A 21,428-nucleotide genomic window follows, 5' to 3' on the forward strand; every position below is an offset into this window, starting at 1 on the left:
GGTCACGCCGTGGCTGGCGCTGCCCGGCCAGCAGTGGCTGTGCCGCCGCCGTTGCCGCTGCCGCCCGTGCCCGTGCCGGTGTCAGTGCCGCCGCCAGTGGCGCCCAAGCCGCCGCCCGTGCCGGTGTCAGTGCCGCCGCCAGTGGCGCCCAAGCCGCCGCCCGTGCCGGTGGCGCCTGCGCCTGCGCCGAAAGCGCCACCGAAACCGGCTCCGGCACCGGTGCCGCCGCAAGCCATGCCAAAGCCCGTGCCTGTGCCTCCACCGGCGCCTGCACCGGCAGTACCGCCGTCACCGCCGCGCAAGTGGCTGCGCTGGCTGGGCGGCCTTGCCGTGCTGGCGGCTGTCATCGTTTACATGAATGGCAAGCCGGGCGGCAAGAATGATGCGGCTTGCAATGACGCCATCGACAGTGGCTTGAAACTGGTAGCGAATGGCAGCCTGGACGGGGCCCGCCAGAAGCTGGCGACGGCGAGAAATGTGTGCACAGGAAAGTCCAGCGCCAAGGCGGACGATTTGCAGGCGGCGATCGGCAAGGCGGGCGCCGCATCAGGCGGTTGCCAGCGCGGTGCGCGCGCCATCGAGCGCAATATCGATGGCCATCAATTGCAAAGTGCCGCCAGGGGCATCGCCGCGCTCGATGTCGATTGCGCGGGCGCTGCCAGCGTGGCACCCTTGCGCAAGCAGCTGGCACGCCAGCAGGCGGCAGCCGCATCGGTGCTGGTGGGAGTGCGTCAGGCGCTCGATGGCAAGGATGCGACGGCGGCACGCAATGGCATTGCCAGGCTGGAAGCCATCGACCGCGAAGCGGCGGAATTACCGCAGTTGAAAGCCGACGTGCAAGCCTTGTCGGCGGCGCCTGCACCCGCGCCCGTTTCTGTACCGGCACCGCTGGAAACGGCACCGGCCCGCGTCGTGCCAACGGAACCTGCGCCCGGGCGTGCGGTCGAACGTTCAACGGCGGCCGAACGCCGTCCGCAGGAAACGGCGCCCATGGATAACGGCGCGGCCATGCGCAGCGAGATGGCGCAATCGTTCCTGCGCGACGCCGAGCGGTCGTTGCTGGAAGGCAAGTTCGATGCGGCCAAGACCTATCTGGAAAGTGCGCGCCGTGTCGATCCCGGCAATGCGCGCATCGACAATCTGTCGCGCCGCATCCGCGAGCGCGAACGGCAAGTGCTGCAAACGGAAACAACGATCAATTAGTTATCTGGGGAATCACCATGCTGAATCACACCACCTTGCGCGCGGCCGCTGCACTGACCATCGCGGCGATGCTGGCCGGCTGCGCCACGGCGACTATGAACCCGAACGGCGTGCGCCAAGACAGTGCCTATCCGCAAGGCGGAACCCAGGCGGCCACGGATGAGGATCCGTGCAGCGTGGGCACGACGGCGGCGGCCGGCGCGGCCGTGGGGGCGCTGCTGGGCGCGCTGGCGGGCGGCAAGAATGGCGCGCTGAAGGGCGCCGCCATCGGCGGCGGCCTGGCGGCGGCCGGTTGCCTGGCCATCAATGTCAATTCGCGCCAGACCAAGACGGCGGCGCAGGCGGACCGCGACTATATCCGCGCGCGCGGCGCGCTGCCGCGCGAGCCGCAAGTGATATCGTACACGCCGCAGCTGAGCGCGACCACCGTCAAGCGTGGTCAGCCATTTAAAGTCACGTCGGTGGTGGAGCTGGTCAACGGCAGCGCGCAAAGCGTCAACGACGTGCGCGAGGAACTGGTGGTGCTCGATCCGCAAGGCCAGCCATTCAAGTCCGGCTCGAAAGCCTTGGCCAGCAGCAACAAATCGGGCGGGCGCTTTGAAAACTCGTTTGAGCTGACCTTGCCGGCCGGCGTGTCGCAGGGCGTGTATGGCGTCAAGACGAATCTGTACGTGAACGGCAAGCTGGCCGCCACGCGCGACCTGCGCACGCAGCTGGTGATGCTGGACGCGGGCGGCGCCGCGCCGCAGCTGGCGTTGCGTTAAGCTCCCCCAGAGTAGCCGTGCTGGCGCCACGCTTCATACACGACGACCGCCACCGTATTCGACAAATTTAAACTGCGGTTGTCCGGGCGCATGGGCAGGCGGATGCGCTGCTCGGCAGGAAAACCGTCGCGCAAGGCGGGATCGAGGCCTTTCGTTTCCGAACCAAACACGAACACGTCACCGGGTAAAAAGGCGACGTCGCCGAATGGGCGCGAGCCGCGCGTGGTCATGGCGAACATGCGGGCCGGGTCGGGCTGGGTGTCGGCCAGGAACGCTGCCCAATTCTTGTGCACCTTCATCTTGGCGTAGTCGTGGTAATCGAGGCCGGCGCGCTTCATCTTGGCATCGTCGAGCGGAAAGCCCAGCGGTTCGACCAGATGCAGCTGCGCGCCCGTGTTGGCGCACAGGCGGATGACGTTGCCCGTATTGGGCGGGATTTCAGGTTCTACCAAAACAACGTGAAACAAAATGCTCTCCTTGGGTCTAACTCTAATTAATATATGTACTAATCTATCTAATGCGGCGGCGTGCGCGCCACGACCAGGATGCTGACCTTCACCGCGCCCGCGCGCTTGCAGGCGATGGCCAGGGCGTTGACGGTATGGCCGCTGCTCATCACATCGTCGACGATGCCGACATGGCATCCTTGCAATAATCCCGCGCATTCCGGCGCGATGGCGAAGGCGTGCGCCAGGTTGGCTTGCCGTTCCTGCGGCGCCACGCCGCTTTGCGCTCTGGTTTCGCGCACGCGCAGCGCCAGGCGCGGCTGCAGGCGCACGTCCAGCAGGCGCGCCAGCGGGCGGGCAATTTCCAGCGCCTGATTAAAGCCCCTCTCGGCCAGCCGGGCCGGACCCAGCGGCACAGGACACAGCAGTTGCGGCGCATCCCAAGCCAGTTGCTGCTGAATGGCAACATGCAGCAACTCTGCCAACAGGGGTGCCAGCGCCAGGCGCGCGCCAAATTTCAGTTGCAACAGCAACTGGTCGACGGGCGCCGCATAATCAAATGCCGTGAACGTGGTGTCATACGCGGGCCTGTGGCGCAGGCAGCGTCCGCACAGCGTCGCCACATCATCGAGTGGATTGGCGCACTGGCGGCAGCGGGGGCGTAGCAGACCCAGGTACTGCGCGCGGCAGGGCGTACACAGCACTCGCGGGCAGCCGATGCCGCACAGCGCGCACTGGGCCGGCAGCAGCGCGGCGCCCAGCCACTGGCGCAGCGCCTGCCAAGCGGCATCAAGACGGTGCTGGGTGGCGGTCCGCATCGCGATGGCGTCCTTCCATGTACACTGCCGACATTATCTCACCTCACCGGTTTCAACATGCCAGTTCCCACCAGCCCGCCCAAAATGAGTGCGCCCATCGATGCGGTGCAAGTACGCGATTTCTTTTCCCGTCCGGCGCGTATCGCGCCGTCGGACTTCCTGCGCCGTGAAGTGTCGGCCCGCATGCACGAGCGCTTGGAGCTGGTGAAAATCACCCCCTTGCGCGTGCTTGACGCCGGTTGCGGCCCCGGTGCGGACCTGGCGCAGTTGCATAAGGATTATCCCGCCGCGCAGATTATCGGTCTCGATGCAGCGCAAGCGATGATGCAGGCGGCGCGCGCGCCCGCGTCGAAACTGGCTAGCCTGAACCAGTTCCTCAGCAAGTTGCTGCCGGCCAAGGCGGGCGTGGATTTGTTGTGCGGCGACCTGGGCGACCTGCCGCTGGCGCAGGGCAGCATCGACCTCGTGTGGTCCAACCTGGCGCTGCACTGGCATGCCCAGCCCGACCGCGTGTTTGCCGAATGGCGGCGCGCGCTGCGCCTCGATGGTTTGCTGATGTTTTCCTGCTTCGGTCCCGACACCTTCCGCGAAGTGCGCGACGCCTTTGCCGAGGCCGATTTATATCCGCACGCCTTGCCCTTTGTCGACATGCACGACTTCGGCGACATGCTGGTCGAGACGGGTTTTTCCACGCCCGTGCTGGACATGGAGATCATCACCGTCACCTACGACACGGCGGAAAAACTGCTGGCGGACGTGCGTGCCTTTGGCGGCAATCCTTTGACCACGCGCCGGCGCGGCCTGATGGGCAAGGCGGCCTGGCAGCGCATGCTCGATGCGCTGGAAAAAACGCGCCGTCCCGATGGCAAGCTGGGCCTGAGTTTTGAGGTGATCTACGGCCACGCCTTCCGCCCCGCGCCGCGCGTGACGCGCAATGGCGAGGCCATCATCCGTTTCGATTTGCCGCGCAAGCCTAAATAAAAGGGCAAAGAAACCGACACTTGGTCGGCATCTGGGCGTCAATGCAGCAGCGTAGCGTTGCAAAGCGCGCGGCGGCCAGGAGAAGGGCGCGCACAAAGCCGATTATTGCTTGATGGATTCAAGTTTACTTGATTATAATCGTTGATTGTTTGTCAGCTTGCTAAGGCTAAAAAACAAGGGCTGCATACAAAATAAAAAAAACAAAGCAAGACTTATTCGAAGTTACTGCATTAGTATAGTAACCATCTTCCACACGAGGCCATTTCAAGGTGGGGAAGAAAAACAGGGTTCCAGCATGGTTGCGCGCCGCCGTTTTTTGCTGCGGCAGCCAGCATGGAATTCGCTGGTGCTTGACGCACATGGCCGTATTCTGGCCGTGTTGCTTTCATGGAGGAGCGGCAGCGGTCCAGTACGGAGAAGTCCGCAGCCGTTTAAAATATCTTTATTTTTGGGTGGTTGGGGAAAACATGACACATGCAAAGCGACTTCAATCGTTGCTGCTCGGGCTGTCTTTGACAGCGTTTGGCATCGGGCGATGGGCCACGGCGGCACCGGCTGCCAGTACCTATCCCGGCACCGGCGGTCCCGTGCCGTTCGAAATGAATCTGCAACCGCCGGCGACACAGATCGCCCATGAAATCTACGATTTGCATACCTTGATGATGATCATCTGCCTGGTGATCTTCGTGGCTGTGTTCGGCGTCATGTTTTATTCCATCTTCAAGCACCGCAAGTCCCTGGGCCACAAACCGGCCACCTTCCACGAAAGCACCACCGTCGAGATCGCCTGGACCGTCGTGCCGTTCCTGATCGTCATCGGCATGGCCCTGCCTGCCACGCGCACCGTGGTGGGCATGAAGGATACCTCGAACGCCGACATCACCATCAAGGCCACCGGCATGCAGTGGAAATGGGGCTATGACTACCTGAAAGGCGAAGGCGAAGGTATTTCCTTCCTCTCCAACCTGGCCACACCGCGCTCGCAAGTGGGTGCGCCCGGCGTGCCGCCGACGGAAAAACGGGGCGAAAACTATTTGATCGAAGTCGACAACGAAGTCGTCGTACCGGTCAACAAGAAGATCCGCATGGTGCTGACCGCCAACGACGTCATCCACGCCTGGTCCGTGCCCGCCTTTGGCGTGAAGCAGGATGCGATTCCTGGTTTCGTGCGCGATACCTGGTTCAAGGCTGACCATATCGGCACGTTCCGCGGCAATTGCGCCGAGCTGTGCGGCAAGGAGCACGCGTTCATGCCCATCGTCGTCAAGGTCGTATCAAACGATGACTACAAGGCCTGGGTTGAGGTAAAACAAAAGGAAATGGCGGCATTGGCCGATGATCCGAGCAAGGTGTGGACCATCGATGAATTGAAGGTCAAGGGCGAGAAAGTGTATGCGGCCAACTGCGTGGTCTGCCACCAGGCGACAGGCAAGGGCGTGCCCGGTGCATTTGCGCCGCTGGACGGCTCGGCCTTGGTGAACGGTCCGAAAGCGGAACAGATCCATGTCTTGCTGAACGGGCAAAAGAGCGGCAAGTATCCAGCGGAAATGCCCGCCTGGAAACAGCTGTCCGACACGGAAATTGCCGCAGTGATCACTTACACGCGCAATTCCTGGTCGAACAAGGCCGAAGAGAACATCGTTCAACCAGCCGAAATCGTGGCTGCACGCAAGTAATTAGGAGCCGCAATGAGTACTAGCACGAGCACTAGCACCTTGGACCACGCCGGTCACGATACTGACCATGCCCACGACCATAGTCATGATCACCCCCGCGGCTACCGCCGCTGGCTGTTTGCCACCAACCACAAGGATATCGGTACCCTGTACCTGTGGTTCTCGTTCATCATGCTGCTGTCGGGCGGTGTGCTGGCGCTGATGATCCGTACGGAATTGTTTCACCCAGGCTTGCAATTTTTCCACCCTGAATTCTTCAACCAGCTGACCACCATGCACGGCCTGGTGATGGTATTCGGCGCCATCATGCCGGCCTTCGTCGGCTACGCCAACTGGATGATCCCGCTGCAAGTGGGCGCATCCGACATGGCGTTTGCCCGCATGAATAACTTTTCGTTCTGGCTGCTGCCACCGGCCGCCATCCTGCTGGCCACGTCCTTCCTCGTGCCGGGCGGCGCCACGGCTGCCGGCTGGACCCTGTATGCGCCGCTGTCGACGCAGATGGGCCCTGGCATGGACATGGCTATTTTTGCCATGCACCTGATGGGTGCCTCGTCCATCATGGGTTCGATCAATATCATCGTCACCATTTTGAACATGCGCGCGCCCGGCATGACCTTGATGAAAATGCCGATGTTTTGCTGGACCTGGCTGATTACCGCGTATCTGTTGATCGCCGTCATGCCCGTGCTGGCCGGCGCCATTACCATGACCCTGACGGACCGCCATTTCGGCACGTCCTTCTTTAACGCGGCAGGTGGCGGCGACCCCGTCATGTACCAGCACATCTTTTGGTTCTTCGGCCACCCCGAGGTCTACATCATGATCTTGCCGGCCTTCGGCATCGTCTCGCAGATCCTGCCCGCATTTGCCCGCAAGCCACTGTTCGGCTACGCTTCGATGGTGTACGCCACTGCCTCGATCGCCATCCTGTCCTTCATCGTCTGGGCGCACCACATGTTTACCACCGGCATGCCGGTGACGAGCCAGCTGTTCTTCATGTACGCGACCATGCTGATTGCCGTACCGACGGGCGTGAAAGTGTTCAACTGGATCGCCACCATGTGGAAGGGTTCCATGACGTTCGAGACGCCGATGCTGTTCTCGGTGGGCTTCATCTTCGTCTTCACCATGGGCGGCTTCACGGGCTTGATCCTGGCGGTGACGCCGATCGATATCCAGCTGCAGGATACCTATTATGTGGTGGCGCATTTCCACTACGTGCTGGTGGCCGGTTCGCTGTTTGCCCTGTTCGCCGGCTTCTACTACTGGTCGCCGAAATGGACGGGCCATATGTACAACGAGACGCGCGGCAAGATCCATTTCTGGCTGTCGCTGATCACCTTCAACGTGACCTTTTTCCCGATGCACTTCCTGGGCCTGGCCGGCATGCCGCGCCGCTACGCCGACTATCCGGCGCAGTTCACGGACTTTAATATGATTGCCTCGATCGGCGGCTTCGGTTTTGGCCTGATGCAAGTGTACTTCCTGTTCTTCGTGGTCTTGCCGACCATCCGCGGCGGCAAGGCTGCGCCAGCGAAACCATGGGAAGGCGCGGAAGGCCTGGAATGGACCGTGCCGAGCCCGGCGCCATTCCACACGTTTGAAACGCCGCCAACAGTGAAATGAGGTATCCCGGGCCGGCGTGTTCCGCGGCCCGTCTTGAATAAAGTGCCTGTCATGACCGAACGTAAAAAACCGAACAACCTGCGTACCGGGCTGATACTGGGGGCCCTGGCGGCCTTCTTCTTCCTGTCCGTATTCGTCAAGCGCATGTGGCTCTGACGTGACGACGCCGATCCAACAGGAAACACGCGGCCTGAACCGCAAGATGCTGGGCAAGCTGATCGTCATTGCCATCCTGATGTTTGGCTTTGGCTATGCCCTGATTCCCGTCTACAAGCAGATTTGCGAAGTGATGGGCATCAACGTGCTGACGCAAAAAGATGGCACGGTGGCCTACGATAACAATACGCAGGTCGATACGACGCGCAGCATCACCGTCGAGTTCGACGGCAATGCGCAGGGGCCCTGGCGCTTCCGCCCGACCGTGTCGAGCATGCAAGTGCATCCGGGCGAATTGGTGACCGTCATGTATGAAGTGGTCAACACGCAAAATCGCGTTGTGAACGCGCAAGCCATTCCCAGCTACGCGCCGCAGAGCGCCACGCCGCATTTCAAGAAGGTCGAGTGCTTCTGCTTCAAGCAGCAGACCTTGAAACCCCACGAAGCGCGGCAGATGCCGGTGGTGTTCTTCCTCGATCCGGCCCTGCCGAAAGAGGTGAAGACCATCACCCTGTCGTACACGTTTTTCGAGATTGCCGGTTTGAGCCAGGCTCAGACGCCGGCTGTCCAATAGGAGAGTGGCATGGGCGAATCCAAGCAGCCTGAAAAAGCGTCGTTCCTGTATTCGCTGCGGGCCGTCGTCTGGTCATTCACGGGACTGCGCCGCAAGAGCGATTTCGACACGGATTCGGCCAAGCTCAATCCCGTGCACATCGTCATCGCCGGCTTCCTGGTGGTGGCTTGCCTGATCGGCATCTTGATTTCGATTGTTAAATTCGTCGTTTTATAAATTATAAAAAACCACCCTATAAGTTTTTGAGGAGATGATGATGAGTTCCAACCACGCCGCCGTACCCTATTATTTCGTGCCCGGCCCGTCGCGCTGGCCCATGCTGGGCGGCGCCAGCCTGCTGCTGACCATGATCGGCGCCTCGGCCTGGGTCAACGACGTCTCCTGGGGCCCGTACCTGAATTACCTGGGCCTGGCCGGCATCCTGCTGGTGCTGTATTTCTGGTTCGGCGACGCCATCCGCGAATCGGAGCAGGGCCTGTACAGCGAGCGCATCGACCACTCCTTCCGCTGGAGCATGAGCTGGTTCATCTTTTCGGAAGTCATGTTCTTCGCCGCCTTCTTCGGCGCCCTGTTTTATGCGCGCAGCATTTCCATGCCGTGGCTGGCCGACCTCGACCACAAGGTGATCTGGCCCGATTTCGCCGCCCAGTGGGGTAATACGGGTCCGGCCGGTACGGTGCAGGAATTTACCACCATGACGCCGTTCTGGATTCCGACCATCAATACGGCCTTGCTGCTGCTGTCGGGCGTCACCTTGACCATCTCGCACCACGCGCTGCGCGCCGGCCACCGCGCCATGACGGCCCTGTTCCTGTTCGCCACGATCTTGCTGGGCGCCATCTTCATGGGCTTCCAAGTCTACGAATACATGCACGCCTACAGCGAACTGAACTTGAAATTGACGTCGGGTATCTACGGCGCCACCTTCTTCATGCTGACGGGTTTCCACGGCTTTCACGTGACCCTGGGCGCTATCATGCTGTCCGTCATCCTGTATCGCGTGCTGAAAGGCCACTTCACGCCCGATCACCACTTCGGTTTCGAAGGCGCCGCCTGGTACTGGCACTTTGTCGACGTCGTCTGGCTGGGCCTGTACGTGGTCGTGTATTGGTTATAATGGTGGGACAGGGCACGCGCCGTTGTTAGGCGGGCTGCAGCATGAAAAAAGCCGTACCGGGAGATCCCGGGTACGGCTTTTTTCTTAGTGTGAAGAATTTGCCAATCAGGCAATGTCTGGCGTTAATGAATTCCCGTCGGCTGAATATAGCCGAGCTTGTGCGCCAGCAGGATCAGCAGGAACAGGGTGATCGACAAGCCCACGCGCAGGGCCAGCGCCTGCACGGTGCGGTTGCTCTTGCCCTTGTCGCGCATCAGGAAAAACAGGGCCGAGCCCAGGCTGCCCAGGATTAGGATGAAGGCAATGGCAACGAGGATTTTCATGGATGGTAGCGCCAGGCTTGAGGAGGTTTCATTGTAATGCGTATCCGCTTCCATTTTAGATGGATTCCATTTGTTGTAATGCTGCTACTGGTGGCCCTGGGGATATCGCTGGCGCAATGGCAGCAGCGTCGTGGCGACGAGAAACTCGACCGCGCCGCCCGGCTGGAAGCGGGCAACCTGGCCGCGCCCCAGGCATTGACGGCCGCGCCTCTGCTGCCGGCCGATGCGCAAGCGATCGAATATCGCCGTGTGACCGTCACGGGCCATTTTGTGCCCGCCTGGACGGTGTACCTGGACAACCGCCCCTACAAGGGCCAGGCCGGTTTCCACGTGCTCACGCCATTCCGGATTGACGGTTCCGCCATGCACGTGCTGGTGGCGCAGGGTTGGTTGCCGCGCAACAATGCCGAGCGCACGCGCATCCCCGACTACGCCACGCCCACCGGCACGGTCACGATTGCCGGCATCGCGCGCCTGAACGCGGGTCACGTGATGGAGCTGGGCACGGCGCCGGTCCTGGCGCCGCAGGCCATCGTGCAAAATGCCGATATCGCCCAGCTGGCACGGGCCAGCGGCCTGGCCTTGCAGCCCTTCCTCATCGAACAAACAGCTGATCCAGATAATCCAGATAATCCAGATAATCCGACAGCGACGGCGCCAGCATCTGGCCAGCTTCCCGTGCGCGACTGGCCGGCGCCCGACCTGGGCGGCGACAAGCACCGCGGCTATGCATTCCAGTGGTATGCACTGGCACTGATGGCTTTTTTATTTTTTGTCTTTACAGGATTTCGACGTGCAAACAAACAACCCTGAAGCAACGCAAGACAGCAGCGGCAAGCAGGCACAAAATACGGGACGCTGGAAACTGCTGGCCGTGGTGGCCGTGTGCGCCTTTCCCATCATCGCCTCGTATTTCACGTATTACATCATCAAGCCGACGGGCCGCAACAATTACGGCGCCCTGATCGACCCGCGTTTGTATCCGATACCCGAAGCCCAGCTGCAGGTGACGGAACTCGACGGCAAGGCGGCGCCGCTGGCGCAATTCAAGGGCAAGTGGGTGCTGCTGCAAACGGGGCCGTCCGATTGCCAGGAAGCGTGCAAGAAGCAATTGTTTGACATGCAACAACTGCGTTTGATGCAGGGCAAGGAGCGCGAACGCCTGGAACGGCTCTGGCTGGTGACGGATGCCCAGCCGCTCGACACGCTGGTGATGCGCGAATTCGATGGCACCAGCATGCTGCGCGTGAATGGCGACGCCCTGAAAGCCTGGCTGCCCGTGGAGGCGGGCGGCCAGACCAGCGACCATTTGTATTTGATCGACCCGCTGGGCAATTTGATGATGCGTTTCCCGAAAGACGCAGACCCGAACAAGATCAAAAAAGACATCGCCAAGCTGCTCAAAGCTTCGGCGATCGGTTGAGGAGTCTGCATGCCGACGATGCATCTCTCCGCGCTGGCCCAGCTGGGCTTGACAGGTTTGCTGGTGGCACTGCTGCCCTTGACCATGGTGTGGGTGTCCGCGGACGCCAATAAATACCGCAAGCTGGTGTGGATCGCTGTTTTTTTGACGGTCGACCTGATCATGTTTGGCGGCTTCACGCGCCTGTCCGATTCCGGCCTCGGTTGCCCCGACTGGCCAGGCTGTTATGGTTCGGCCAATCCTTTTCTGGCGCACGAACACATCGTGGCGGCGGAAACCCTGATGCCGACTGGGCCAGTGACGGTGGTGAAAGCGTGGATCGAAATGACGCACCGCTACCTGGCCATGGCCATTGGCGTGCTGATCGTAGCGATGATGGTGCAGGCGTGGCGCCAGTGGAAGAAAAGCAAACGGCAGGAATTCGCCCCGGCACTGCCGACGGCGCTGTTCTTGTTTGTTTGCCTGCAGGGTGCGTTCGGCGCCTGGACGGTGACCTTGAAGCTGCAGCCGGTGATCGTTACCATCCACTTGCTGCTGGGCATGGGCTTGCTGGCCATGCTGACGTGGCTGGGCGGGCGCCAGGATCATGCCGTCAAACCCTTGCTGCGCGCCGACGCGGATGCTGCTGTGCTGCGTCCCGTGCGCGCGCTGGCCGTCATGTCGCTCGTGTTGTTGACTGTGCAGATCGCGCTGGGTGGCTGGGTGAGCACCAACTACGCCACCCTGGCTTGCACGGATTTCCCCCTGTGCGGCGGCAAGGTGATTCCGGAGATGGATTTCGAGCATGGTTTCCATTTGTGGCGCGAGCTGGGCAAGACGGCCGCCGGCCACTATTTGCCGTTTTCCGCGCTGACGGCCATCCACTGGGTGCACCGCAACTTCGCCTTCATCGTGTTGGCCGGCATCGGCTATACGGTGTTGCGCGCGTGGAAACTGCCGTCCTTGCGCGGCACGGCGCGCTGGCTTGCGCTGGTGCTGGCCTTGCAGGCTGCCACGGGCCTGGCGACGATTTACCTGAGCTGGCCATTGTCGATTGCCGTCCTGCATAACGGCGGGGCGGCGCTGCTCGTGTTGTTGCTGACCATGTTAAACTACAAGGCTAAATTCCAACTCGATGTTGCGCGCACTGTTAAGCGCGCTTGCGCCTCCGCGCCAGTGCCCACGGCACCAGCCAGTCCTTCCCGTATCGCATAAATGACTACTCAAACCATCCGCCGTAAACCTACCCCCCGCATCGCCCAGTATTGGGCGCTGACCAAGCCGCGCGTGACGCAACTGGCCGTGTTTTGCGCCGTCATCGGCATGTTCCTGGCCAGCGAGGAGTTGCCTGACTGGCGCGCGGTGGTGTTCGGCACCCTCGGCATCTGGCTGCTGGCCGGCGCCGCGTTTGCCGTCAACTGCCTGGCCGAGCGCGAAATCGATGCGCGCATGGCCCGCACGGCGCGCCGCCCGATGGCCATGGGCGACATCAGCGTCAAGCAGACGGTGGTGTTTGCGCTGGTGATCGGCGGCCTGGGCATGGCGATTTTGTACAACCTGGTCAATCCGCTGACCATGTGGCTGACCTTTGTCACCTTTGTCGGCTATGCCTTGATCTACACCATGGTGCTGAAACCGGCCACGCCGCAAAATATCGTCATCGGCGGCCTGTCCGGCGCCATGCCGCCCGCGCTGGGCTGGGCCGCCGTCGCCAACGACGTGCCGATGCAGGCGTGGTTGCTGGTCTTGATCATCTTTGTCTGGACGCCGCCGCACTTCTGGGCGCTGGCCATGTACCGGCGTGACGATTACGCGCGCTCGGGCTTGCCCATGCTGCCCGTCACGCATGGCTTGAAATTCACGCAATTCCACGTCTGGCTGTACTCGATCGCGCTGGCGGCCACCACCTTGCTGCCATTTGCCGTGCGCATGAGCGGCCTGATCTACCTGGCCTCGGCTGTATTGCTGAATGCCGGTTTCCTGTATTACGCGTGGAAGATGTACCGCCACTACACGGATTTGATCGCGCGCAAAGCTTTTACCTATTCCATCATTTACCTGGCATTGCTGTTCGCGGCCTTGCTGGTCGACCACTACATTCCCCTCGGAACATGAAAAAATACCTGACGCTGTTGTTGGCGACCGCACTGGTCGCCGTCCTCGCCGGCTGCGGCAAGCCGGCCGCACCCAAGCTGGCATTCAAGAATACGGACGTGACGGGCCTGGGCTACGCGCGCGAGTTCGCGCTGACGGACCACACGGGCCACCCGCGCACGCTGGCCGACTACAAGGGCAAGCTGGTGCTGATGTTCTTCGGCTACACGCAATGCCCGGATGTGTGCCCCACGACCATGGCCGACATGGCGCAGGTGATGCAGGAAATGGGTCCGCAGGCGGAGCAGGTGCAAGTGCTGTTCGTCACCGTCGACCCCGAGCGCGACACGCAGCAATTGCTGGCGCAGTACGTACCCGCCTTCGACAAGCGCTTCGTGGGCCTGTATGGCGATGCGGCCGCGACGGCCAAGGTGGCCAAGGAATTCAAGGTGTATTACGCCAAGGTCGAGGGCGAAACGGATAGCAGCTACACGGTCGACCACACGGCCGGCACCTATGTGTTCGACCGCGAAGGAAAGATTCGCCTATTTGTGCGCCATGGCGAAAAACCTGCTGCCATCGCGCACGACCTTAAACTTCTGCTATCCTGACCCGGTCGCGCCACCAGGCGCCATCTTCAGGACATGCAGTACATGGACAAACGTTTCGAGCCGCACGCCCGCCTGGCAGCCATCATCTTCTTGCTGATCGGCTGCTTTTTCGTCTTGCGGCCTTTCCTCGCCGCCATGCTGTTTGCCGCCTGCGTCGGCATTTCCAGCTGGCCCCTGTACCTGCTGCTGCTCGACCGCCTGAAAGGCCGGCGCAACTGGGCTGCCGCCATCATGACCCTGTCCCTGGTGCTGGTCATTGTGTTGCCGCTGGCCCTTGTCACCTACAACCTGGCCGACAATGTCTCGCGCGTCTATGAGCAGTTGCGTACGGCGCTGGAATCGGGCGGCCTGCATCCGCCGGCCTGGCTGGCCAATATTCCCGTGGTGGGCGAAACCATCGCTGGCTACGTGGAGCGCCTGCTCGCTGACCGCGAGGAATTACTGAATTTGGGTAAGACCATGCTGGAGCCGGCGCGCCATTTCCTCGCTTCCGGCGGCATCTTGCTGGGCACGGGCCTGGCGCAGACCAGCCTGGCCGTGTTCGTCAGCTTCTTCCTTTACCGCGACGGCCAACAACTGAGCCGTGCCTTGATGACGGGCGCCGCCCGCATCATCGGCGACAGCGCGCCAGGCGTGGGCCTGACCATCAGCCGCACCGTGCGCGGCGTCATGTACGGCTTGCTGGGCACGGCGCTGGCGCAAGCCCTGGTGGCCGTGGTGGGCTTTCTGATCGCCGGCGTGCCCGCCGTGGCGCTGCTGGGCGTGGCCACTTTCATCTTTTCGCTGATCCCCGTGGGCCCGCCCCTGATCTGGGGCGGCGCCGCTATCTGGCTGTTCAATGACGGCCAGACGGGCTGGGGCATCTTCATGCTGGTGTGGGGCGGATTGCTGATCAGCGGCGTGGACAATGTGGTCAAACCCATGCTGATCAGTCGCGGCAGCAGCTTGCCCTTCCTGCTGGTGTTGTTGGGCGTGCTGGGCGGCGTGCTGGCTTTCGGCTTCGTCGGCATCTTCATCGGGCCGACCCTGCTGGCGGTGCTGTACAGCTTGCTGCAAACGTGGACGGTAGGCGAGACCACCGTGCCGCAGGGCAAAGATACGATTACCTTGAAAAAAGATTAATCGCGTAAATCCGCATCGAGGTCGCGCTCCTGCTTGGGGATCACCTTGATGAGCACGATGCGGGGCCCGTTCATCTTCTTGACGACGATGTCGAAGTCGACAAAGGTGATGCGCTGGCCCTGCTTCGGAATGTCTCCCAGCTTGACCATGATCAAGCCGCCCACCGATTCCACATCATCCAGCCCCAGTTCCTCGTTTTCGATATCGATGCCGAGGATGCGTTCGAGCGAGAAGATGGGCAGGCTGGCCTTGCCGATCAGGGTGCCGTCGCTTTGCTTGAGCCAGTCGTTTTCATTGCGGCGAAATTCGTCGCGGATTTCGCCGACCATGGCGCCCAGCAAATTATCCAGCGTGATGAAACCCAGCGGGCGTTTGCCCTTTTCGCCGATCAGGGCGAAGTGGGGCGCGCCATCGCGGAAACGGCGGAATAGTTCCAGCGCCGGCGTGCGCGCGGAAATGATGTCCACGGGACGCAAAAAGGGCGTGAGCGAGGTGATCGGTTTGCCCGCCTGCTGGGCAAAGAACAAGTCTTTCAAGTGCACCACGCCCAGCACATCGTCTTCATTCATGTCGAAATACGGATAGCGGCTGAAGCGGTTGCGCAGCACCGTGTCGAGGTTTTCTTCCAGCGTGCTCGAGGCGTGCAGGGCGATCACTTCATTGATCGGGCGCATCAAGTCCGACACCGTCATCTGTTCAAAATCAAGCGACTGCGCCAGGATGTTGCGCTCGTCGCGTGTAAACTTCTCGCCGGGCTGGCTGGTGCGCAGGATTAGCTTGAGTTCTTCGGATGAGTAATGGGCATCGTGGCCGCCCTTGCCGGACAGGCCCGCCATGCGCAGCACCCAGTTGGCGCTGGCGTTGAGCAGGTAAATGGCTGGATACATGGCCCAATAGAAACCATACAGGGGAATCGCGCTCCACAGGCCGACGGCTTCCGGGTTGCGGATGGCCATCGATTTGGGCGCCAGTTCGCCCACGACGATGTGCAGGAAGGAAATCACGCTGAAGGCGACGACGAACGAGACGCCGTGGATCAGTTCTTGCGAGGTGACGCCGATGGCGCCGAACAGCGGTTCCAGCAAGCCGGCAAACGCCGGTTCGCCGACCCAGCCCAGGCCCAGCGACGCCAGGGTAATGCCCAGCTGGCAGGCGGACAGGTAGGCGTCCAGCTGGCCATGTACCTTGGCCAGGATGCGGCCCCGTAGTCCCTGTGTCCTGGCGATGGCGCGGATGCGCGTGCGCCGCAAGGTGACGATGCCAAACTCGGCGGCAACAAAAAAACCGTTCAGCGCGACCAGGAAGAGGGCGAGCAGGACTAGCAAGACATTGTGCATGGGGGCGCAAAAGATGGGCTGTAAAAACGTCATCTTAAACGACGAAGGGCGGCATAGCCTAATTTAGCCGCGCGCCCCGCCCGTGCAGGCGGGCGCGCGTGGCCGGTCTTTCACGCTTTTTCAGCCTTTGAGCGCCGTTTGCGGTCCGCCGCGCATGGCAAAGACCATGACGGCCGAGACGATGGCGGGGATGGCGACGACGAGGAAAATCGTGCTGTTGGGCCAGTTTAGGCGGATCAGCTCGCCACCGAGCACGGGGCCGATGATGGAGCCGATGCGCCCGATGCCCAGGCTCCAGCCGATGCCCGTCGAGCGCAAGGTGGTCGGGTAGTAGCTGGCCGCCAGAGCATTCACGGCAGGCTGGCCGCCCACCACGCAAAAACCGGCGATGAAAATGGTAATGAACAAAAAGGCCAGCGACACGTCGGGACGGCCGATCAGGGCGATGGCGACCGCCGCGACGAGGAAGCATGGCAGCAGGATGCGTCGGAAGCTGGAGCGGTCGATCAGCTGGCCCATGACGAGGGTGCCGATGGTGCCGCCCACTTGCAGGGCCGTGCCGGCCAACACGGCGTTGGCTGTGGACAGGCCGGCTTCCTTGGCGATGGTCGGCAGCCAGTTCGACAGGAAATACAAGTTCAGCAAGTTCATGAAGTTGATGACCCACAACAAAATCGTCATCTTCGCGCGGCCGCCCGTAAACAATTGCAGCACGGGCGCGCCCTTATGTTCCTTTTCATGCACGACGTATTGCGTGTCGGCCGTGATGCTCACGGTCGGGTCGATGCGTTTGAGCCATTGGGCGACCTTGTCCAGTTTGCGTTGCTTGAGCACCAGGAATTGCATCGATTCCGGCAGCAGGAAGAACATCAGCACGCCAATCACCAGCGGCACCACGCCGCCCACGTAAAACACGGATTGCCAGCCGAATGCGGGGATCAGCGCGGCCGACAGCAAGCCACCGAGCACGGCGCCCAAAGTAAAACCGCAGGAGACCAGCATCATCAGCGTGACTTTCTTGCGCAGGGGGCTGTATTCACCGGCCAGCGCCATGGCGTTCGGCATCACGGCGCCCAGGCCCAGTCCCGTGATAAAACGGATCAGCTGTAATTGCTCGATGGTGGTGGCCAGCGGCGTGACCAGCATGCACAGCGAAAAGAAGATGGTCGAGCCGATCAGCACGGGACGGCGGCCGAATTTATCGGCCGTGATGCTGAAGACGAGTGAGCCGACCAGCATGCCCAGCAGGCCAGCGCCAAACACGGGCCCCAGGTTGGCCTTGCTGACGTGCCAGTCGGCGATGATGGCGGGCGCCACATAACCCATGGCTTGCACGTCGAAGCCATCCATGATGACGCACAGCCCGCACAGCATCAGCATGCCGATCTGGAAAGAGCCGATCTTGTTGTTATTGATAAGATCGGGAATATCGATCGTCTTGCCTGCCGTGGACATGGTGCCGCTCCTGTTTTTTTATGGTGGTCGCGCCCTTCCGGCGAGGGACAGGCGCGTGTTTGTCTCAGGCTTCATTACAATCGCTTTTGATTGATTATTCAAACGTTATTTTCGAATGGATTTATCAGGTTTCCTTGTGAATCTTCGGCGAGCGCTGGATGGCGGCCAGGATCACGTCCAGCGCCGGGTGCATGATCTTGCGTTCATTCGAGATGACGTAAAACTGCTCGCGCAGGGACGAGGCGTCGCCCACCAGCACGGCGCCGAATTGCTCTTCGATCTCGCCGGCCAGGCTGGCCGAGGCGAAGAACAGGCCCAGGCCCTTGCGGCCAAACGCGTTGAGCATGGCGTTGTCTTCGAATTCGCCGACCACGTCGGGGCGCACGCCTTGCTGCACCATCCATTCGTCGATGCGCCCGCGCAGGGCGTTGTTGCGCGCGGGCAGTAAAAATGGCGCGCCGTGCAGGCTGTGCGGGAAATTGTCTCGGTATTGTCCGGCCAGCGCGGGGATGGCGAACAGTTTCATGGCGCTTTCGCCCCACAGGTGGCTGGACACGCGCAGGCTGGCGCCAGCCGGCACGGCGCGGTCCGTCAACACCAGGTCCAGCTTGTGCAGGGCCAGGTCGGCCAGCAGGGACTCGAATTCATCTTCCAGGCACACCAGTTTGACGGGCTTGTCCAGGCTGCGCGTGGCGTCGAGCATGCGGTAGGCCATCAGTTTCGGCAGCGAGTCGGAAATGCCCACCGTCAGGCGCATCTTTTCCGCGTCGGTGTCGGCCAGCGCTTCCTGCATCTGTTCACCGAGCAAAAAAATCTGGTCCGCATAGCCGAGCGCCAGCCGGCCCGCTTCCGTCGGCACCAAACGCCGTCCCTGCGGCTGCAGCAGGGACTTGCCCAGTTCTTTTTCCAGCAGGGCCAGCTGGGTGCTGATGGTTTGCACGGCCAGGCCCAGGCGTTCGGCCGCACGCGTCACGCCGCCTTCCTTGGCGACCACCCAAAAGAAGTACAAATGGCGGTAATTGAAACCAGTCGTTTTCATCGTGTTCGCCTATCTTCTGTTTTTACGAAGTAATACTTCCATTATCTTCTATTTTTAAATGTGTCACACGTCCCTATACTACGTTCCATTGAATTTGCATAAAAGGGAACTATCGATGAAACATTTCAGAGTGTCATTTTTAGTGACATTTATCTGCCTGGGCATTTCTGCCTGGTGGGGTTACACGCACGGTGGCGTGCAGACGATGCTGGCAGCGCTCGGTATCGCGGTCATCCTGGGCGTGATGGAAGTGTCGCTGTCGTTTGACAACGCGGTGGTCAACGCCTCCGTACTGAAGAACTGGGACAAGTTCTGGCAGGGCTTGTTCCTGGGCGTGGGTATCATCATTGCCGTCTTCGGCATGCGCTTGCTGTTCCCGCTGGTCATCGTGGCGCAAGCGGCCGACCTGGGCATGTTGGAAGTATGGAATCTGGCGCTGAGCGATCCTGAGCAGTACTCGATGCACCTGACCAACCACCATGCGGAAGTGGCGGCCTTCGGCGGCATCTTCCTGCTGCTGGTGTTCCTGAACTTCTTGCTGGACTCGGAAAAAGAAACGCACTGGCTGGGGCGTATTGAAGAAAAACTGGGCGCGCTGGGCAAGATCTCCTCGATTTCCGTGATGATCGCCCTGGGCACCCTGATGGCCAGCCTGTCGATGATCGAAGAAGGTCAGAAACTGGTAGTCTTGACGGCCGGCCTGTGGGGTATTTTGACCTACGTGGGCGTCGATGTGGTCAGCGGCTTGCTGGAAGGCGATAACGGCAACGGCAACGTGGGCGACATCGTCAAGCGCGGCGGTATTGGCGGCTTCCTGTACCTGGAAGTGCTCGATGCCTCGTTCAGCTTTGACGGCGTGATCGGCGCGTTTGCCATCACCAAGGATGTCGTGATCATCATGCTGGGCTTGGCTATCGGCGCGATGTTCGTGCGCTCGATGACGGTGTTCCTGGTGCGCAAGGGCACGCTGGATGAGTTCGTTTATCTGGAGCACGGCGCGCACTATGCGATCGGTATCCTGGCCGTGATCATGTTGGTCAGCATGAAGTTCCACATTCCCGAGCTCTTCACGGGGCTGATTGGAGTAGCATTCATTCTTGCCTCGCTGTGGTCGTCGATCCGCTACAAGCGCAAGATGGCCCTCGAAGAAGACAAGATGGAAGCGCTGGAACCAGGCAAGGCAACAGCAGTGTAAAGAATGCGCGACAAACGACTACACCGGTTTGTCGGCAAGTTGTAGCAAGCGTCGCCGCCGGCCTGGGGAGTCAGGCCGGTGGAGGACGCCAGGTGTTTGGTCATACACACTCACATAGGAGAAATACATCATGGCAATCAGTCTGCAAAAAGGCGGCAACGTCAACCTGAGCAAGGAAGCCCCTGGCATTTCGAAAATGATCATCGGCCTGGGCTGGGATGCCCGCGCCACCGATGGCGCCGCGTTCGACATTGACGGCTCCATCTTCCTGCTGAAGGCCGACGGCAAGGTACGCGCCGACGTCGACATGATTTTTTACAACAATCTGAAATCGAGCGACGGTTCCGTTACCCACTCGGGCGACAACACTACCGGCGCCGGCGATGGCGATGATGAAACCGTCATCGTCGACCTGGCCACGGTGCCAGCCGAGATTGACAAGATCGCCGTCTGCGTGACGATACACGATGCCGAAGCGCGCAAGCAAAACTTTGGTATGGTGTCGAAGGCGTACGTGCGTTGCGTCAACGCCAATGGCAACACGGAAATCGCCCGCTTCGACCTGTCGGAAGACGGTTCGGCGGAAACGGCCATGGTCTTCGGCGAAATCTACCGCAATGGCGCCGATTGGAAATTCAAGGCCATCGGCCAGGGATATAAAGGCGGCCTGGGCCCACTCGCCGCTTCTTTCGGCGTCGGCGTATAAGTCGTCAATAGTAAAAGCGGTCCGCGGTGCGGGCCGCCACCATCACCATCATCGTCTAGGAAGGAACAGTTAGATGCCAGTTTTCAATATCACCGGGGACGTCGACCCGTTCCTGCATGTGTCGCTTGCCAAGGGCGAGAAGATTTATTGCGAATCCAACGCGATGGTGATGATGGAAACCAATCTTGAACTGAAAGGCAAGATGACTGGCGGCATAGGCGCCGCGCTGATGCGCACCTTTGCCAACGGGGAATCGTTCTTTCAGCAGCATATCGAGGCGATGCGCGGCGACGGCGACTGTCTGCTGTCGCCCACCTTGCCTGGCGCGATGCGGGTTCTCGAGGTGGGCGCCCAGCAATACATGATCAGCGACGGCGCCTTCGTGGCTGCCAGTGCTGGCGTGGAATTGAAGGTGCGCACGCAGAGCCTTGGCAACGCGCTGTTTGCCCAGAGCGGTGGTTTTTTCATTACCGAGACGGCAGGCAGCGGCCAGTTGGCGGTGTCCGGTTTTGGCGCGATGTCGATACTGGAAGTGACGCCTGGCAAGGACGTGGTGATCGATAACTCGCACGTCGTGTGCTGGGATAACCGCCTGCAATACGAGATTTCCATGACGACCGGCAGCAGCGGCGGTTTTCTGGGTAACCTGATCAATAGCCAGACTAGTGGCGAGGGCATGGTACTGAAGTTTTCAGGCACGGGAAAAATCCTCGTGTGCTCGCGCAACCGCGCGGCCTTCCTCGCCTGGACCCAAAGCAAGCCGGCGTAATCAAGCAGTAA

General features: G+C 61.0%; 25 protein-coding genes. 18 read left to right on the top strand and 7 right to left on the bottom strand.

Going from position 1 to position 21,428, the window contains the following annotated elements; all coding sequences use genetic code 11:
* Positions 1-2: 2 nt before the first annotated feature.
* Positions 3-236 (bottom strand): hypothetical protein, encoded by a 234-nt coding sequence (locus ACQ4W7_RS15370; RefSeq protein ID WP_436531530.1) that lies wholly within the window; start codon positions 234-236, stop codon positions 3-5.
* Between the two features lie 10 nt (positions 237-246).
* On the opposite strand from ACQ4W7_RS15370, the gene ACQ4W7_RS15375 reads away from it, so the two are divergent.
* Both ACQ4W7_RS15375 and ACQ4W7_RS15380 read left to right on the top strand, forming a co-directional pair.
* Entirely contained in the window at positions 247-1,203 is a 957-nt protein-coding gene (locus ACQ4W7_RS15375) for a hypothetical protein (protein ID WP_436531532.1), read from the top strand.
* A 17-nt stretch (positions 1,204-1,220) separates the two neighbouring features.
* Positions 1,221-1,967, top strand: coding sequence for a hypothetical protein (locus ACQ4W7_RS15380; RefSeq protein ID WP_426074484.1), 747 nt, complete (start codon positions 1,221-1,223; stop codon positions 1,965-1,967).
* Here the strand turns inward: ACQ4W7_RS15380 and trmL are convergent.
* A complete protein-coding gene (gene trmL / locus ACQ4W7_RS15385) occupies positions 1,964-2,434 on the bottom strand; it encodes a tRNA (uridine(34)/cytosine(34)/5-carboxymethylaminomethyluridine(34)-2'-O)-methyltransferase TrmL (protein ID WP_133988631.1) in 471 nt (156 codons plus the stop codon). The genes ACQ4W7_RS15380 and trmL overlap by 4 nt on opposite strands.
* 47 nt (positions 2,435-2,481) lie before the next feature.
* Positions 2,482-3,231, bottom strand: coding sequence for a double zinc ribbon domain-containing protein (locus tag ACQ4W7_RS15390; RefSeq protein ID WP_436531534.1), 750 nt, complete (start codon positions 3,229-3,231; stop codon positions 2,482-2,484).
* Positions 3,232-3,288: 57 nt separating this feature from the next.
* Between ACQ4W7_RS15390 and ACQ4W7_RS15395 the strand changes: the two genes are divergently transcribed.
* The 7 genes from ACQ4W7_RS15395 to ACQ4W7_RS15425 all read left to right on the top strand — a co-directional run bounded on the left by ACQ4W7_RS15395 (position 3,289) and on the right by ACQ4W7_RS15425 (position 9,364).
* A complete protein-coding gene (locus ACQ4W7_RS15395) occupies positions 3,289-4,212 on the top strand; it encodes a methyltransferase domain-containing protein (protein ID WP_426074486.1) in 924 nt (307 codons plus the stop codon).
* Positions 4,213-4,679: 467 nt separating this feature from the next.
* Positions 4,680-5,888 carry a cytochrome c oxidase subunit II gene (coxB, locus tag ACQ4W7_RS15400; RefSeq protein WP_426074487.1) on the top strand — a complete coding sequence of 403 codons (1,209 nt, stop codon included), beginning with the start codon at positions 4,680-4,682 and terminating at the stop codon, positions 5,886-5,888.
* Between the two features lie 12 nt (positions 5,889-5,900).
* Positions 5,901-7,517, top strand: a complete 1,617-nt coding sequence (gene ctaD, locus ACQ4W7_RS15405; protein ID WP_426074488.1) for a cytochrome c oxidase subunit I — start codon at positions 5,901-5,903, stop codon at positions 7,515-7,517.
* Between the two features lie 51 nt (positions 7,518-7,568).
* The gene (locus ACQ4W7_RS15410) at positions 7,569-7,673 is read left to right on the top strand and encodes a cytochrome oxidase small assembly protein (RefSeq protein ID WP_211551746.1); all 105 of its coding nucleotides are present in this window, start codon (positions 7,569-7,571) and stop codon (positions 7,671-7,673) included.
* A 1-nt stretch (position 7,674) separates the two neighbouring features.
* On the top strand, positions 7,675-8,247 hold the full coding sequence (locus ACQ4W7_RS15415; RefSeq protein ID WP_426074490.1) for a cytochrome c oxidase assembly protein: 573 nt from the start codon (positions 7,675-7,677) through the stop codon (positions 8,245-8,247).
* Positions 8,248-8,256: 9 nt separating this feature from the next.
* On the top strand, positions 8,257-8,463 hold the full coding sequence (locus ACQ4W7_RS15420) for a DUF2970 domain-containing protein (protein WP_034749002.1): 207 nt from the start codon (positions 8,257-8,259) through the stop codon (positions 8,461-8,463).
* 40 nt (positions 8,464-8,503) lie between these two features.
* Positions 8,504-9,364 (top strand): cytochrome c oxidase subunit 3, encoded by an 861-nt coding sequence (locus tag ACQ4W7_RS15425; RefSeq protein ID WP_426074492.1) that lies wholly within the window; start codon positions 8,504-8,506, stop codon positions 9,362-9,364.
* Positions 9,365-9,486: 122 nt separating this feature from the next.
* Here the strand turns inward: ACQ4W7_RS15425 and ACQ4W7_RS15430 are convergent, their stop codons facing one another.
* Positions 9,487-9,687, bottom strand: a complete 201-nt coding sequence (locus ACQ4W7_RS15430; protein WP_034748996.1) for a twin transmembrane helix small protein — start codon at positions 9,685-9,687, stop codon at positions 9,487-9,489.
* 78 nt (positions 9,688-9,765) lie between these two features.
* On the opposite strand from ACQ4W7_RS15430, the gene ACQ4W7_RS15435 reads away from it, so the two are divergent.
* The 6 genes from ACQ4W7_RS15435 to ACQ4W7_RS15460 are packed head-to-tail and all read left to right on the top strand — an operon-like array spanning position 9,766 to position 14,916.
* Entirely contained in the window at positions 9,766-10,500 is a 735-nt protein-coding gene (locus ACQ4W7_RS15435; protein ID WP_436531538.1) for an SURF1 family protein, read from the top strand.
* Positions 10,481-11,110: an SCO family protein gene (locus ACQ4W7_RS15440; RefSeq protein ID WP_436531540.1), complete on the top strand. Its 630-nt coding sequence runs from the start codon at positions 10,481-10,483 to the stop codon at positions 11,108-11,110. The genes ACQ4W7_RS15435 and ACQ4W7_RS15440 overlap by 20 nt, the downstream gene beginning before the upstream one ends.
* Positions 11,111-11,128: 18 nt before the next feature.
* On the top strand, positions 11,129-12,304 hold the full coding sequence (locus tag ACQ4W7_RS15445) for a COX15/CtaA family protein (RefSeq protein WP_426074580.1): 1,176 nt from the start codon (positions 11,129-11,131) through the stop codon (positions 12,302-12,304).
* Positions 12,305-13,204, top strand: coding sequence for a heme o synthase (gene cyoE, locus ACQ4W7_RS15450; RefSeq protein ID WP_426074495.1), 900 nt, complete (start codon positions 12,305-12,307; stop codon positions 13,202-13,204).
* Positions 13,201-13,794, top strand: a complete 594-nt coding sequence (locus ACQ4W7_RS15455; RefSeq protein ID WP_426074497.1) for an SCO family protein — start codon at positions 13,201-13,203, stop codon at positions 13,792-13,794. Before cyoE ends, ACQ4W7_RS15455 begins: the two co-directional genes overlap by 4 nt.
* A gap of 42 nt (positions 13,795-13,836) precedes the next feature.
* Entirely contained in the window at positions 13,837-14,916 is a 1,080-nt protein-coding gene (locus tag ACQ4W7_RS15460) for an AI-2E family transporter (RefSeq protein ID WP_426074498.1), read from the top strand.
* On the opposite strand, the gene ACQ4W7_RS15465 is transcribed toward ACQ4W7_RS15460, so the two are convergent.
* The 3 genes from ACQ4W7_RS15465 to ACQ4W7_RS15475 form a co-directional block, all read right to left on the bottom strand.
* Entirely contained in the window at positions 14,913-16,253 is a 1,341-nt protein-coding gene (locus ACQ4W7_RS15465) for a hemolysin family protein (protein WP_426074500.1), read from the bottom strand. The genes ACQ4W7_RS15460 and ACQ4W7_RS15465 overlap by 4 nt on opposite strands.
* Positions 16,254-16,373: 120 nt before the next feature.
* A complete protein-coding gene (locus ACQ4W7_RS15470; RefSeq protein WP_426074501.1) occupies positions 16,374-17,708 on the bottom strand; it encodes an MFS transporter in 1,335 nt (444 codons plus the stop codon).
* 124 nt (positions 17,709-17,832) lie between these two features.
* The gene (locus ACQ4W7_RS15475) at positions 17,833-18,747 is read right to left on the bottom strand and encodes a LysR family transcriptional regulator (RefSeq protein ID WP_426074502.1); all 915 of its coding nucleotides are present in this window, start codon (positions 18,745-18,747) and stop codon (positions 17,833-17,835) included.
* A 115-nt stretch (positions 18,748-18,862) separates the two neighbouring features.
* On the opposite strand from ACQ4W7_RS15475, the gene ACQ4W7_RS15480 reads away from it, so the two are divergent.
* The 3 genes from ACQ4W7_RS15480 (at position 18,863) to ACQ4W7_RS15490 (ending at position 21,417) form a co-directional block, all read left to right on the top strand.
* Positions 18,863-19,942, top strand: a complete 1,080-nt coding sequence (locus tag ACQ4W7_RS15480; protein WP_426074503.1) for a DUF475 domain-containing protein — start codon at positions 18,863-18,865, stop codon at positions 19,940-19,942.
* 130 nt (positions 19,943-20,072) lie between these two features.
* Complete coding sequence (locus ACQ4W7_RS15485) at positions 20,073-20,648, top strand: TerD family protein (protein WP_071079413.1); 576 nt, start codon at positions 20,073-20,075, stop codon at positions 20,646-20,648.
* A 73-nt stretch (positions 20,649-20,721) separates the two neighbouring features.
* Positions 20,722-21,417, top strand: coding sequence for a TIGR00266 family protein (locus ACQ4W7_RS15490; RefSeq protein ID WP_219330112.1), 696 nt, complete (start codon positions 20,722-20,724; stop codon positions 21,415-21,417).
* Positions 21,418-21,428: the final 11 nt, after the last annotated feature.

This window comes from Janthinobacterium algoris (assembly GCF_051380935.1).
Lineage (GTDB): Bacteria > Pseudomonadota > Gammaproteobacteria > Burkholderiales > Burkholderiaceae_D > Janthinobacterium.